This window comes from Streptomyces sp. NPDC016677, from assembly GCF_055562815.1.
Genome location: NZ_JBVHEO010000005.1, coordinates 204823 through 219072, shown reverse-complemented (window position 1 = coordinate 219072; position 14250 = coordinate 204823). Strand labels below are relative to the sequence as shown.

The 14250-nt window shown below is 69.4% G+C and carries 11 protein-coding genes; 3 read left to right on the top strand and 8 right to left on the bottom strand.

Features of this window, described 5'->3' with window-relative positions; translation table 11 throughout:
• Positions 1-48: 48 nt before the first annotated feature.
• From ACZ3IG_RS17150 to dnaA, 8 genes are all read right to left on the bottom strand, one after another.
• Positions 49-813, bottom strand: coding sequence for a DUF3566 domain-containing protein (locus ACZ3IG_RS17150; RefSeq protein ID WP_467432768.1), 765 nt, complete (start codon positions 811-813; stop codon positions 49-51).
• A gap of 18 nt (positions 814-831) precedes the next feature.
• The gene (gene gyrA / locus ACZ3IG_RS17145) at positions 832-3426 is read right to left on the bottom strand and encodes a DNA gyrase subunit A (protein WP_467432765.1); all 2595 of its coding nucleotides are present in this window, start codon (positions 3424-3426) and stop codon (positions 832-834) included.
• Between the two features lie 43 nt (positions 3427-3469).
• On the bottom strand, positions 3470-5530 hold the full coding sequence (gyrB, locus tag ACZ3IG_RS17140; protein ID WP_467432764.1) for a DNA topoisomerase (ATP-hydrolyzing) subunit B: 2061 nt from the start codon (positions 5528-5530) through the stop codon (positions 3470-3472).
• A gap of 431 nt (positions 5531-5961) precedes the next feature.
• Positions 5962-6516 carry a DciA family protein gene (locus tag ACZ3IG_RS17135; protein WP_467433144.1) on the bottom strand — a complete coding sequence of 185 codons (555 nt, stop codon included), beginning with the start codon at positions 6514-6516 and terminating at the stop codon, positions 5962-5964.
• Between the two features lie 35 nt (positions 6517-6551).
• Positions 6552-7673: a DNA replication/repair protein RecF gene (gene recF, locus ACZ3IG_RS17130; protein ID WP_467432761.1), complete on the bottom strand. Its 1122-nt coding sequence runs from the start codon at positions 7671-7673 to the stop codon at positions 6552-6554.
• 54 nt (positions 7674-7727) lie between these two features.
• Positions 7728-8603, bottom strand: a complete 876-nt coding sequence (gene gnd / locus ACZ3IG_RS17125) for a phosphogluconate dehydrogenase (NAD(+)-dependent, decarboxylating) (protein ID WP_403538868.1) — start codon at positions 8601-8603, stop codon at positions 7728-7730.
• Positions 8604-8876: 273 nt separating this feature from the next.
• Positions 8877-10007, bottom strand: coding sequence for a DNA polymerase III subunit beta (gene dnaN, locus ACZ3IG_RS17120; protein ID WP_467432760.1), 1131 nt, complete (start codon positions 10005-10007; stop codon positions 8877-8879).
• A 923-nt stretch (positions 10008-10930) separates the two neighbouring features.
• Entirely contained in the window at positions 10931-12949 is a 2019-nt protein-coding gene (gene dnaA / locus ACZ3IG_RS17115) for a chromosomal replication initiator protein DnaA (RefSeq protein WP_467432757.1), read from the bottom strand.
• Positions 12950-13345: 396 nt separating this feature from the next.
• Here dnaA and rpmH point away from each other — a divergent pair, with 396 nt between their 5' ends.
• From rpmH to yidD, 3 genes are read left to right on the top strand one after another with little or no spacing between them, the layout of a single operon-like run.
• Positions 13346-13483, top strand: a complete 138-nt coding sequence (rpmH, locus tag ACZ3IG_RS17110) for a 50S ribosomal protein L34 (RefSeq protein WP_003949374.1) — start codon at positions 13346-13348, stop codon at positions 13481-13483.
• 21 nt (positions 13484-13504) lie between these two features.
• A complete protein-coding gene (gene rnpA / locus ACZ3IG_RS17105) occupies positions 13505-13876 on the top strand; it encodes a ribonuclease P protein component (protein ID WP_215170428.1) in 372 nt (123 codons plus the stop codon).
• Positions 13873-14247 (top strand): membrane protein insertion efficiency factor YidD, encoded by a 375-nt coding sequence (gene yidD, locus ACZ3IG_RS17100; protein WP_467432756.1) that lies wholly within the window; start codon positions 13873-13875, stop codon positions 14245-14247. Before rnpA ends, yidD begins: the two co-directional genes overlap by 4 nt.
• The last annotated feature ends 3 nt before the right edge of the window (positions 14248-14250 follow it).

Genomic DNA, 14250 nt, shown 5'->3' with positions numbered 1-14250 from the left:
GATTAGCGCACGACGGGGGCAGGCCCAAAATCGGTTGGTCGCGTGACCTCACTCGTCCTCGGCGAGGGTCAGCTCCACGCCGCCGACGAAGCCGGCGGAGAGGTTGTAGATGAACGCGCCGAGCGTGGCCAGGGCCGTCGCCAGGACGACGTCGATGACCGCGATGATGGTCGTGAACAGCAGGACGTTGGGCAGCGACAGGAACGACTGGAGGTCGAAGCCGTTCGACTCGTTCGAGCCGGTCGCCTCCGAGATCGTGCCGCCGACCGTCGAGAAGACGCCCATCGCGTCCATGACCATCCACAGCACGGTCGCCGCGACGATCGTGCACACGCCCAGTGCGATGGAGAGCAGGAAGCTCACCTTCATCACCGACCACGGGTCGGCCTTCGCCACCCGCAGCCGTGCCTTGCGGACCCGGGGCGTGGTGTGGCCCGCGCCGGTGCGCGGGCGGCGTACCGCGCCCGACGGGGTGCCCGCCGGGGTCTGGTACGCCTGCGGCGGGTGGTAGGGCCCGCCGGACTGTTGCTGCTGCCGTTCGCCCGGCAGCGGGGAGGCCGACGGCCGGCCGCCCTTCGGCTGGGACGCGGGCTGGGCGCCGGATGCGGCCGGGCCCGCGCCAGCGGCGTGCTGCTGGGTCTGCGGACCTCGGGTGTCCGTCACAGTTCCCCCCTGGGATCCATGAGTCTCGTACGAGGATGAGGACGCGTCTTCGCGCCGGTCCGTTCCCTGCGCGGCGGAGCCACGTGCGCCGCCGTCCGTTTCCGTACCCGTCGAGGTACCGGCCGATCCGGCGCCCGTGGCTCCGCTCACGATGACTCTCTCCTCGTGCTACTCGGCCGAGGGCGCCTCGCCCTCGTCCGTGCCGGCGGTCGCGGCATCCTCGGCGGCCTCGTCGACGACCACGTCGCCGTCGACTTCCTCCGCCTCGCGCCCCGCCTCGGCGTTGCGTGCGATACCGACCACGGCATCGCGCTTGCCAAGATTGATCAGTTGGACGCCCATGGTGTCACGGCCCGTCTCCCTGACCTCGTTGACTCGCGTGCGAATCACACCGCCGGAGAGGGTGATGGCGAGGATTTCGTCGGTCTCCTCGACCACCAGGGCCCCGACGAGCTCTCCACGGTCCTCGACGATCTTGGCGGCCTTGATGCCGAGGCCGCCGCGACCCTGGACGCGGTACTCGTCGACGGAGGTCCGCTTCGCGTACCCGCCGTCGGTGGCAGTGAACACGAACGTACCCGTTCGAACAACATTCATCGACAGCAGTTCATCGCCGTCACGGAAACTCATGCCCTTGACGCCCGAGGTGGCACGGCCCATGGGACGCAGCGTGTCGTCCGAGGCGGTGAACCTGATCGACTGCGCCTTCTTGCTGATCAGCAGCAGATCGTCGTCGGCCGAGACCAGCTCGGCACCGATCAGTTCGTCGTCCGACCCGTCTTCCCGCTCGCGCAGGTTGATGGCGATGACGCCGCCCGAGCGCGGGGAGTCGTAGTCCTTCAGGGAGGTCTTCTTGACCAGGCCGCCCTTGGTCGCGAGGACCAGGTACGGCGCCGCGTCGTAGTCGCGGATCGCGAAGATCTCGGCGATCGCCTCGTCCGGCTGGAAGGCCAGCAGGTTGGCGACGTGCTGCCCGCGCGCGTCACGGCCGGCGTCGGGCAGCTCGTAGCCCTTGACGCGGTAGACGCGGCCCTTGTTGGTGAAGAACAGCAGCCAGTGGTGGGTGGTGGAGACGAAGAAGTGGTCGACGATGTCGTCTTCCTTGAGCTTCGTGCCCCGTACGCCCTTGCCGCCGCGCTTCTGTGCCCGGTAGTCGTCGGTCTTGGTGCGCTTGATGTAGCCGCCCCGGGTGACCGTGACGACGATGTCCTCCTCGGCGATCAGGTCCTCGATGGACATGTCGCCCTCGTAGGGGATCAGCTTCGTCTTGCGGTCGTCGCCGAACTTGTCGACGATCGCGGTCAGCTCCTCGCTGACGATCTGCCGCTGGCGGGCCGGGGAAGCGAGGATCTGGTTGTACTCGTTGATCTTCGCCTGGAGTTCGTCGTGCTCCTGGACGATCTTCTGGCGCTCCAGGGCGGCCAGCCGGCGCAGCTGCATCTCCAGGATGGCGTTGGCCTGGATCTCGTCGATCTCCAGGAGGTCCATCAGGCCGCCGCGGGCGATCTCGACCGTCTGGCTGCCCCGGATCAGCGCGATGACCTCGTCGATCGCGTCCAGGGCCTTGAGCAGACCGCGCAGGATGTGGGCGCGCTCCTCGGCCTTGCGCAGCCGGAACCTCGTCCGGCGGACGATGACCTCGATCTGGTGGTTCACCCAGTGGCGGATGAACGCGTCCAGGGAGAGGGTGCGCGGCACGCCGTCGACCAGGGCCAGCATGTTGGCGCCGAAGTTGGTCTGGAGGTCGGTGTGCTTGTAGAGGTTGTTGAGGACGACCTTGGCGACCGCGTCCCGCTTGAGGACGATGACCAGGCGCTGGCCGGTACGGGACGACGTCTCGTCGCGGACGTCGGCGATGCCGCCGATCTTGCCGTCCTTCACCAGGTCGGCGATCTTCTGCGCGAGGTTGTCGGGGTTGGTCTGGTACGGCAGCTCCGTGACCACCAGGCACTGGCGGTTCTGGATCTCCTCGACCTCGACCACCGCGCGCATGGTGATGGAGCCGCGCCCGGTGCGGTACGCCTCCTCGATGCCCCGGCGGCCGACGACCAGCGCGCCGGTCGGGAAGTCGGGGCCCTTGATCCGCTCGATGAGGGCGTCGAGCAGCTCCTCGTGCGAGGCCTCGTAGTTCTCCAGGTACCACTGGGCGCCGGCCGCGACCTCGCGCAGGTTGTGCGGCGGGATGTTGGTCGCCATGCCGACCGCGATACCGGCCGAACCGTTGATCAGCAGGTTCGGGAAGCGGGCGGGCAGGACGGTCGGCTCCTGGGAGCGGCCGTCGTAGTTGTCCGTGAAGTCGACGGTCTCCTCGTCGATGTCGCGGACCATCTCCATCGACAGCGGCGCCATCTTGCACTCGGTGTACCGCATGGCCGCCGCCGGGTCGTTGCCCGGCGAGCCGAAGTTGCCGTTGGAGTCGACGAGCGGCATCCGCATCGACCACGGCTGGGCGAGACGGACCAGCGCGTCGTAGATGGAGGAGTCGCCGTGCGGGTGGTAGTTGCCCATGACGTCGCCGACGACGCGGGCGCACTTGTAGAAGCCGCGCTCGGGGCGGTAGCCGCCGTCGTACATGGCGTAGAGCACGCGGCGGTGGACGGGCTTGAGGCCGTCGCGGACGTCCGGCAGCGCGCGCGAGACGATGACGGACATCGCGTAGTCGAGGTAGGAGCGCTGCATCTCCGTCTCAAGCCCGACGGGCTCGACGCGCTGGGCGATGACGCCGCCCTCTTCGGAGGTGACGGGAGTGTTCTCGTCGGTCATTGCTGGTGAAGGTCCTTCCTGGTGCGGTCAGCGACAGACCGACTCAGATGTCGAGGAAGCGGACGTCCTTGGCGTTGCGCTGGATGAACTGGCGCCGCGCCTCGACGTCCTCGCCCATCAGCACCGAGAAGAGGTCGTCGGCCTGGGCGGCGTCGTCGAGGGTGACCTGGCCCAGGACGCGGTGCTCCTGGTCCATGGTGGTGATGCGCAGCTCCTCGGCGTTCATCTCGCCCAGACCCTTGAAGCGCTGCACCGAGTCCTCGCGGATGCGCTTGCCGGCCTGCCGGCCCAGCTCGATCAGCGCGTCGCGCTCGCGGTCGGAGTACGCGTACTCGAAGTCGTCCCGGCCCCACTTGATCTTGTAGAGCGGCGGGCGGGACAGGAAGACGTGCCCGGCCTCGACCAGCGGCCGCATGAAGCGGAACAGGAACGTCAGCAGCAGGGTGTTGATGTGCTGGCCGTCGACGTCGGCGTCCGCCATCAAGATGATCTTGTGATAGCGAAGCTTCTCGATGTCGAAGTCCTCGTGCACACCCGTGCCGAACGCGGAGATCATCGCCTGGATCTCCTGGTTCTGCAGGATGCGGTCGATGCGCGCCTTCTCGACGTTGAGGATCTTGCCGCGGATCGGGAGGATCGCCTGGTACTGCGGGTTGCGGCCGGACTTGGCCGAGCCGCCGGCGGAGTCGCCCTCGACGATGAAGATCTCGCACTTGGTCGGGTCGTTCGACTGGCAGTCGGACAGCTTGCCCGGCAGCGACGCCGACTCCAGCAGACCCTTGCGGCGGGTCAGGTCGCGCGCCTTGCGGGCCGCCACGCGCGCGGTGGCCGCCTGGATGCCCTTGCGGATGATGTCCGCGGCCTCGTTGGGGTTGCGGTCCAGCCAGTCGGTCAGGTGCTCGTAGACGACCCGCTGGACGAAGGTCTTCACCTCGGTGTTGCCCAGCTTGGTCTTGGTCTGGCCCTCGAACTGCGGCTCGCTCAGCTTCACCGAGATGATGGCCGTCAGACCCTCGCGGATGTCGTCGCCCGTGAGGTTGTCGTCCTTCTCGCGCAGCAGCTTCTTGTCGCGCGCGTACTTGTTGATCAGCGAGGTCAGCGCGGCCCGGAAGCCCTCTTCGTGCGTACCGCCCTCGTGGGTGTGGATGATGTTGGCGAACGAGTACACGCCCTCGGTGTAGCCGCCGTTCCACTGCATGGCGACTTCCAGGGACAGGAGCTTGTCCTTGTCCTCCGCCTCCAGGTCGATCACCGTGGGGTGGACGACCTCCCCCTTGCGGGAGTTGAGGTACTTCACGAAGTCGACGATGCCGCCCTCGTAGTGGTACGAGACGGACTTGACCTCCTGCTTCTCGTCCTCACCCGCCTCGTCCGCGCCGACCGTGGCCTTCGCCGAATCGCGCTCGTCGGTGAGGTTGATCCGCAGGCCCTTGTTGAGGAACGCCATCTCCTGGAAGCGCCGCGACAGCGTCTCGAAGGAGTAGTCGGTGGTCTCGAAGATGTCGCCGTCGGCCCAGAAGGTGACCGACGTACCGGTCTCCTCGGTGGCCTCGTGCTTGGCCAGCGGGGCCGTCGGCACGCCCAGCTTGTACTCCTGCGTCCACCGGTGGCCGTCGGTCTTGACCTCGACGGCCACCCTCGTCGACAGGGCGTTGACGACGGAGACGCCCACACCGTGCAGACCACCGGAGACCGCGTAGCCGCCGCCGCCGAACTTGCCGCCCGCGTGCAGCACGGTCAGCACCACCTCCAGGGCGGGCTTGCCCTCGGAGGGGACGATGCCGACCGGGATGCCGCGGCCGTTGTCGACGACGCGCACGCCGCCGTCGGCCAGGATCGTGACGTCGATGGTGTCCGCGTGACCGGCCAGCGCCTCGTCGACGGAGTTGTCGACGACCTCCTGCACCAGGTGGTGCAGTCCCCGCTCGCCGGTCGAACCGATGTACATACCGGGCCGCTTGCGGACCGCGTCCAGGCCCTCGAGCACGGTGATGGCACTGGCGTCGTACGAAGCGGCGGCCTCCTCGTGCGAGGTGCTCGCCGCGTCGTTCACGCCGGTGTCGGTGGACGGGATGTTCTCGTTGGGGTTGCCGGAATCGGCCACGAAGCGCCCTTTCTGGCACAGCACGAGCCGGGCTCGTCGGCGTTTGCCGGAGCGGCTGCGGCATGTTGCGTTGGTAAGCCTTGATCAGCGTTGCTCAGCGTTTCCCGGACATCCCCACGACCGGGGCGGGATTGTCTTCCAGTCTACCGGTACCACTGACACTGATGGGGGTTTGCCGGTACCTGAGTCCGCATGTGCCGCCCTGAGACGTCCTCTCCCGACTCCCGATATGCGGAAGGGGGCTCCAAGAGGCTCACGGAGGCACTCAGCGCTTCTGGCCGTCAACCCTTGGCTACTTAGGAGTCAGGTGCCGATTCGCAACCGTGTGCGGTTGTACGACAAGAGGGTCGCCGGCGTCCCGCACCAGCGGTTGAGCGGCCCTGATGTGATGTCAGTCACTCTTGAGACGGGCGGAGCGAAACGGGACGTACTCACCCGTACGTATCGCCGGGCCCCGTGCTGCCGGGGGCGCGCAGCGGGCCGTAGCGGCGCGGGGAGCCGCCCGGGCCCTGCACCTTGATGACGCGGACCGAGCCGTGGCCGAGGTCCTCGTTGAGCCGGGCCACCAGGGTCGGCGCCAGCAGCCGCAGGTTGGTCGCCCACGCCGTGGAGTCGCAGCGCACCACCAGCACCCGCTCGTCCTCGTCGTACCGCTCCGGTACGCAGTGCTTGGCCACGTCCTCGCCGACGATCTGCGGCCAGCGGCCCATCACCCCGCCCACCGCGGCGGGCGTCTCCCAGCCGCGCTCGGTGATCAGCCGGTTGATGGCCGGGCCGAGCGCCATCGGATCGCGTCCGTCGGCGCGCGCGCCCGAGCGCAGGCCGACCCGCCGCGCCTGCTTCTTCTGCTGCGCCGCCTCCCCCCGCGCGCGTGCCGCCTCCTTCGCCGCGCGCAGCGCCACGCGCGCGAGGTCGACGCCGGAAGGCTCGGGGCCCCTCCGCGCGGGCTCCTTCCGCGCCGGCTCCTTCCTCGCGGGCTCGCTCATGGCCGGCTGGGCCGGCTGGGCCGGCTCGTCGGCGCTCATACGCGCTCCACCGCCCCGTCGGCCACCGCGTACCGCGCCCCCGCCAGCACCCGCGGTACGTCGTCGTCGACGGCGGCGGTCACCAGCACCTGCTCGCCGGGCGCCACCAGCTCGGCCAGCCGCTCCCGGCGGCGCGCGTCCAGCTCGGCGAAGACGTCGTCCAGGACCAGCACCGGCTCGTTGCCCTCGGCCCGCAGCAGGTCGTAGGAGGCCAGCCGCAGCGCCAGCGCGTAGGACCAGGACTCGCCGTGCGAGGCGTACCCCTTGGCGGGCAGTTCCCCGAGCTTGAGCAGCAGGTCGTCCCGGTGCGGACCGACCAGCGTGACGCCCCGCTCGATCTCCTGCTTGCGGGCCGCGGCGAACGCGGCGATCAGCTGCTCGAACAGTTCCTCGCGCGCGTGCGCCTCACCGGGCGCCGACGGCTTGTACTCCAGGGCGACCGGCCCGCCGCTGGGGGCGAGCTGCTCATACGCCTTGTCGGCCAGCGGCTGGAGCGTGGCGATCAGGTCCAGGCGCTGGGCGAGCAGCTCGGCGCCCGCGCGCGCCAGGTGCTGGTCCCAGACGTCCAGGGTGGACAGGTCCAGGGTGCGACCGCCGTGCCGACGGGCCAGCGCCGCCGACTTCAGCAGGGTGTTGCGCTGCTTGAGGACCCGGTCGTAGTCGGAGCGGACGCCGGCCATGCGCGGCGACCGGGCGGTGATCAGCTCGTCGAGGAAACGGCGCCGCTCCCCGGGGTCGCCCTTGACCAGCGCGAGGTCCTCGGGCGCGAACAGCACGGTCCGTACGATGCCCAGTACGTCGCGGGGTCTGACCTGCGAGGACCTGTTGACGCGGGCGCGGTTGGCCTTGCCCGGGTTCAGCTCCAGCTCGATCAGCTGCTGCCGCTCGCCCTGCCGGACCTGGGCGCGGATCACCGCGCGGTCGGCGCCCATGCGGACCAGGGGGGCGTCGGAGGAGACGCGGTGGCTGCCGAGGGTGGCGAGGTAGCCGACGGCCTCGACCAGGTTGGTCTTGCCCTGGCCGTTGGGGCCGACGAAGGCGGTGACGCCGGGGTCCAGCGGGACCTCGGCCCTGGCGTAGGAGCGGAAGTCGGCCAGCGACAGATGCGTGACGTGCATGGTCGTGTGCCGACCTCCACCCTTCGGGTTCTGCTGCTTCGTCTCGGTCGAGGGTTACTTCTTCTCGACCGCGTGGCCGCCGAACTGGTTGCGCAGCGCCGCGATCATCTTCATCTGCGGCGAGTCCTCCTGACGGGAGGAGAACCGCGCGAACAGCGACGCGGTGATCGCCGGCAGCGGCACCGCGTTGTCGATCGCGGCCTCCACCGTCCAGCGTCCCTCACCGGAGTCGGCGGCGAAACCGCGGAGCCGGTCCAGGTGCTCGTCCTGGTCGAGGGCGTTCACGGCGAGGTCCAGCAGCCAGGAGCGGATGACCGTGCCCTCCTGCCAGGAACGGAACACCTCCCGGACGTCGGTCACGGAGTCGACCTTCTCCAGGAGCTCCCAGCCCTCGGCGTAGGCCTGCATCATCGCGTACTCGATGCCGTTGTGGACCATCTTCGCGAAGTGGCCCGCGCCGACCTTGCCGGCGTGCACCGAGCCGAAGTCGCCCTCGGGCTTGAGGGCGTCGAATATCGGCTGCACCTTGGCGACGTTCTCCGCGTCGCCGCCGTACATCAGCGCGTAGCCGTTCTCCAGGCCCCAGACGCCGCCGGAGACGCCGCAGTCGACGAAGCCGATGCCCTTGGCGGCCAGCTCCTCGGCGTGCTTCTCGTCGTCCGTCCAGCGGCTGTTGCCGCCGTCCACGACCACGTCGCCGGGGGCCAGGAGCCGGGCCAGCTCGTCGATGGTCGACTGGGTGGCCGCGCCGGCCGGGACCATCACCCAGACCACGCGCGGGCCGCTGAGCTTGCCCACAAGCTCTTCCAGGCTGTGGACATCGGCGAGGTCCGGGTTGCGGTCGTATCCGACGACGGTGTGGCCCGCGCGGCGGATCCGCTCGCGCATGTTGCCGCCCATCTTGCCGAGGCCGACGAGACCGAGCTCCATCAGTTGCGTTCCTTAGGTCGCTGTGGCGTGTCAGGCGCGTGTCGCCGTGTGAGGCGCATTGGCACCGGCGCCGAGCCTAAACCCGGACGCCCACGCACAGCTGTGGGCATACGCGCTCATCCGTACGCCCACCTGCGGCTTCATCCACCGGCTTCATCCACGGGCTGTGGAGAAGTCGGCCCCTCGGCCGCTCAGCCGCACCGGCATACTGCGATCTCGTGGGGGCCATCCCCCACACCCCCGGCCGCCCTGCGGCTGGGGCCGCTCGATCGCTCAGCCGCTCAGCCGCACCGGCATGATCAGGTACTTGTACGCCTCGTCCGCCTCGGCGTCCAGCGCGGGCTTGCCGCTGAGCAGCGCCGGCTTGGTGGACGTCGTGAAGGACAGCTGGGCCACCGGGGAGTCGATGGCGCTGAGGCCGTCCAACAGGAAGGTCGGGTTGAAGGCGATCGAGATGTCGTCGCCCTCCAGCTGGGCGTCGACCCTTTCCACAGCCTGTGCGTCGTCGCTGGAGCCCGCCTCCAGGATGAGCACGCCCTGCTCGAAGCTGAGCCGCACCGGGGTGTTCCGCTCGGCGACCAGGGCGACGCGCTTGACGGCCTCCACGAAGGGGGCGGTCTCGATCACGGCGACGCTGTTGAACTCGGTCGGGAACAGCGTCTTGTACTTCGGGAGGTCGCCCTCAAGGAGCCGGGTCGTGGTCCGGCGGCCGGCGCCCTCGAAACCGATCAGGCCCTCGCCCGCGCCCGAGCCGGACAGCGCCAGGATCACCTGGTCACCGCTGGTCAGCGCCTTGGCGGTGTCCTGGAGCGTCTTGGCGGGCACCAAGGCGACCGCGGAGACGTCCGGGTTCTCCGGCTTCCACAGGAACTCGCGGACCGCGAAGCGGTAGCGGTCGGTGGAGGCCAGCGTCACCGTGTCGCCCTCGATCTCGATGCGCACACCGGTGAGGACGGGCAGCGTGTCGTCGCGGCCGGCCGCGATGGCGACCTGCTGCACGGCGGAGGCGAAGACCTCGCCGGGGACGGTGCCCGTGGCGTTCGGCATCTGCGGCAGCGCCGGGTACTCCTCCACCGGCAGGGTGTGGAGGGTGAACCGCGAGGAGCCGCAGACCACCGTCGCCCGTACACCGTCTGTGGAAATCTCCACCGGCCGGTTGGGCAGGGCGCGGGAGATGTCGGCGAGCAGGCGGCCGGAGACCAGGACCGTGCCCTCCTCCTCAACCTCCGCGTCGACCGACACCCGCGCGGAGACCTCGTAGTCGAAGCTGGACAGGCTCAGCTGCCCTTCCTCGGCCCTCAGCAGCAGGCCCGCGAGGACCGGCGCCGGCGGACGGGCCGGGAGGCTGCGCGCCGCCCAGGCCACTGCCTCCGCGAGTACGTCGCGTTCCACCCGGATCTTCACCGTTGCCGCCTCCTGCTGTTGCCGGCGCTCTCGCCCTGCTTCGCCTCAGTCGTCTGACTCGGTGTCGCCCACCCCGCAGCGGGGCAGGAACACCGGGACCAGTCTGACGCACCGCACTGACACTAGGTGCCCATCGGGGTCAAGTCGTGCCGGGGGGCGGTCGGGCACGAGAGGGCGAGTTGTGCACAGGTCCCGCTTCGAAACGAGTTCCGGGCTCTCTCTAGTCGTTGGTAGTAGTAGGGCCTGTGGATACCGTGGATAACCACGTTTGCCCAGGTCAGCCCGGGAATTTTGTCCACGGGGCCTGTGGGCGGGGCCGGTGGACAAGTGGGCCCCGCTGTGGAGAACGGAAAGTTCTGCACACTCCGTGCACAGGGAGAGGCGACTTCTCCCCAGCGCCGTCCCCAGGTTTACCCGTCTTTCCCACAGCCCAACCCGGCAGCTTTGTGTGACGCCTTTCACTCCCAGCGGTGATCGGCCGCGTCGGGTTGCCGAACAGTGGACAGCCGTGTGGAGAAGCCACTGATCGCTGGGGACAACCGGGCCTGACCTGTGGGTCGACGGTGGACAACCTTGTGCACAGGGTGTGGACCGCTTCGTTGTCCACAGTCTGTGGATATCGTTCGTCCACCGACCCACAGGCGAGTGACCTGGTTCGATGATCTCTCAACACCCCGGCCTGTGGACAGGATCGGGACAACTTGGCGATCCCCAAGGTGTGGACGGAAAAAAGTGGCCGAATCTGTGGACGACGGCCGTAACCCCGGCGCGGATTCGAACAGAGGGCGCGCCCGCGTCCGCGGCCCTCGGTCCCGGACACGACGAAGGCGCCCCCCGGATCTCTCCGGAGGGCGCCCAGAACGCCGTACAGGGGTGCCGTCAGCCGTCCTGCAGAGGCCGTCAGCCGCGTTCTACGGAGGCCGTCAGCCGTTCTTGATGCGGTTGGTCAGCTCCGTCACCTGGTTGTAGATGGAGCGCCGCTCGGCCATCAGATTGCGGATCTTGCGGTCGGCGTGCATCACGGTCGTGTGGTCCCGGCCGCCGAACAGCGCGCCGATCTTCGGCAGGGAGAGGTCCGTCAGCTCGCGGCAGAGGTACATGGCGATCTGGCGGGCCGTCACCAGCGCGCGCCCGCGTGAGGTGCCGCACAGGTCCTCGACGGTGAGGCCGAAGTAGTCGGCGGTGGCGCTCATGATGGCCGTGGACGTGATCTCGGGGGCCGAGTCCTCGCCGCCGGGGATCAGGTCCTTCAGGACGATCTCCGTCAGCCCCAGGTCCACCGGCTGCCGGTTGAGCGACGCGAACGCCGTCACCCGGATCAGCGCCCCCTCCAGCTCGCGGATGTTGCGCGAGATCCGGGAGGCGATGAACTCCAGCACCTCTGGCGGGGCGTTGAGCTGCTCCTGCACCGCCTTCTTGCGCAGGATCGCGATCCGCGTCTCCAGCTCGGGCGGCTGGACGTCGGTGATCAGGCCCCACTCGAAACGGTTCCGCAGCCGGTCCTCCAGCGTCACCAGCTGCTTGGGCGGCCGGTCGGAGGAGAGCACGATCTGCTTGTTGGCGTTGTGCAGCGTGTTGAAGGTGTGGAAGAACTCCTCCTGCGTCGACTCCTTGTCCGCCAGGAACTGGATGTCGTCGACGAGCAGGATGTCCATCTCGCGGTAGCGCTTGCGGAAGCTGTCGCCCTTGCCGTCGCGGATGGAGTTGATGAACTCGTTGGTGAACTCCTCGGAGCTCACGTACCGCACGCGCGTGCCCGGGTAGAGGCTGCGGGCGTAGTGCCCGATGGCGTGCAGCAGGTGGGTCTTGCCGAGGCCGGACTCCCCGTAGATGAAGAGCGGGTTGTACGCCTTCGCCGGCGCCTCGGCGACGGCCACCGCGGCGGCGTGCGCGAAGCGGTTGGAGGCGCCGATGACGAAGGTGTCGAAGAGGTACTTCGGGTTGAGGCGCGCGGTCGGCTCGCCGGGGCCGGTGGCCGGGGCGGGCTGTGCGGCCAGGGGCCCGGGGGCGCCGGTGGCGGGTCCGGGGCCCACGGGGCCGCCGCGATGGACGTGGCCGGACCCGGAGGGCGGCTCGGACGTGTCACGCCGGCCGCCCCGCTGGTCGTAGTCGCCGCGCGGCTGCTTGTAGTCCGGGCCGGACTGGTCGTAGTCAGGCCGGGACTGGTCGTAATCCGGTCGGGACTGCTCGTAGTCCTGGCGCTGCGACTCGTACGGCGGACGTTCGGAGTCGTACGAAGGGCGGTCCGGTTCGTAGGGCGGGCGCTCGGCCTCGTACGGCGGGCGGTCGGGCGACTGCGGGCGGTAGTCCTGGGAGTAGCCGTACGGAGGTTCCGGCGGCGAGGCGTACGGGTCGCGGTCGGGGAAGCCGAGGCGCTGCTGCTGCCAGCCGTAGTCGTCCTGCTGGGACGGGCGCGGCCAGGAGCCGGGTTCGGGGCGCTGGTACTCGGACGGGTAGGCGGGGCGGGCCGTGGGGAGCGGGTCGGGGCGGTGGCGGCCGTAGCTCTCGTAGTCGTCCCTGCTGTCCCGGCCGTCACGGCTGTCCCGCGTGTCCCTCGTGTCCCGGCCGTCACGGCCCTGCTGGCCGGCGGGCGGGAGGTCGGGTTCCTCGTAGCGGTGCTGGGCGCGCGTGTGCGGGGCCGGCGGCGCGGGGGCGGGGGGCTCGCCGGCCGAGTCGTCGACGGTGATCGCGATACGGATCGGGCGGCCGCACTCCCTGCTCAGCGTCTCGCTGACGACAGGCGCCAGGCGGCCCTCCAGTACGCCCTTGGCGAACTCGTTCGGTACGGCGAGCAGGGCGGTGTCGGCGACCAGCGCGAGGGGCTGGCAGCGCCGGATCCAGTGCTCGTCCTTCGACTCGACGCCCTGGCCGCGTCCCTCTCCGAGGAGCTGCTCCAGTACGCGTGGCCACACTGCGGCAAGATCGGCAGGTACGTCAGCCACAGGGCACGCTCTCTCATGGGTCCCTCGAAGGTGTGATCCGAGGGAGGGTCGGTCGGTACGGGGGTGGGCGGGTCGGAACGAATCAGATGCGCCGGTGGGAAGGGAACGAATCGGAGTCCGGCCACGGTAGTCAGCGTGGCAGGTAGCATTCAAGTTGTTGTCCCCAGCCTGTGGACAAGTGTCTCCCGGCGGCCGTCGGTTTGACCGAATGGCGCAGCCGCGCGTACCGTGACCAGGTCGAGTTGTCGATGGCTGCTGCCGCCTGCCTCCGATGGGCACAGATCGCTTCAGGTGATCGGAAAGCGGTGCACACGGGCGTAACGCGAGCTACTCGTGGGCGCACGGTGACAGCCAGGACGGCACCCCGCCACCACCGATTTCTTCTGGAGCCCCCGAGTGAGCAAGCGCACCTTCCAGCCGAACAACCGTCGTCGCGCGAAGACCCACGGCTTCCGGCTGCGTATGCGCACCCGTGCCGGCCGCGCGATTCTCGCGTCCCGCCGTGGCAAGGGTCGCGCCCGTCTGTCCGCCTGATCCCGATCAGGTCATGACGTCGTGCTGCCCACCGAGAACCGGCTGAGGCGGCGCGAGGATTTCGCGACCGCGGTACGACGAGGTCGCCGGGCAGGCCGCCCGTCCCTCGTCGTCCATTTTCGTAGCGGTGCAACGGACCCGCACGCGCCTGGGGAGAGCGCTCCCCCGACGCGTGCGGGTTTCGTCGTCAGCAAAGCCGTCGGCGGTGCGGTCGTGCGCAACAAGGTGAAGCGCAGACTTCGCCATCTGATGCGCGACCGAGTCGGTCTGTTTCCCCCCGGTAGCCTGGTAGTCGTACGAGCGCTACCCGGAGCGGGTGACGCCGACCATGCACAGCTGGCCCAAGACCTGGACGCCGCCCTCCAGCGGCTACTGGGAGGGGGCGCGCGATGAAGTACCCGCTGCTGGCTCTGATCAAGCTGTACCAGTGGACGATCAGTCCACTGCTCGGGCCGGTCTGCAAGTACTACCCGTCGTGCTCCCACTACGGCTATACGGCCATCGACCGGCACGGCGCCGTCAAGGGCACGGCACTCACCGCCTGGCGCATCCTGCGGTGCAATCCGTGGTCGCTGGGCGGGGTGGACCACGTTCCGCCGCGCAAGCGTCCGAGGTGGCACGAGATGCTGCGGAACGCCTGGCGCGTACGCAAGGGCGGGCCCTCCGCCGCCGAACCGGCCATCGAAGGACAGGCTGCTCAGCCGAGTCCGTCCGGTCCTTCGAGCCCGGCCGCAGAGACCCAGTCCCATGCCCAAGGAGCATGATTA

What these genes read in the sequence shown, in the direction of transcription:
- gnd (WP_403538868.1), bottom strand. Translation starts at nt 8,603, where the DNA reads ATGGAGCTCGGTCTCGTCGGCCTCGGCAAGATGGGCGGCAACATGCGC.
- yidD (WP_467432756.1), top strand. Translation starts at nt 13,873, where the DNA reads ATGAAGTACCCGCTGCTGGCTCTGATCAAGCTGTACCAGTGGACGATC.
- gyrA (WP_467432765.1), bottom strand. Translation starts at nt 3,426, where the DNA reads ATGACCGACGAGAACACTCCCGTCACCTCCGAAGAGGGCGGCGTCATC.
- recF (WP_467432761.1), bottom strand. Translation starts at nt 7,673, where the DNA reads ATGCACGTCACGCATCTGTCGCTGGCCGACTTCCGCTCCTACGCCAGG.
- ACZ3IG_RS17135 (WP_467433144.1), bottom strand. Translation starts at nt 6,516, where the DNA reads ATGAGCGAGCCCGCGAGGAAGGAGCCGGCGCGGAAGGAGCCCGCGCGG.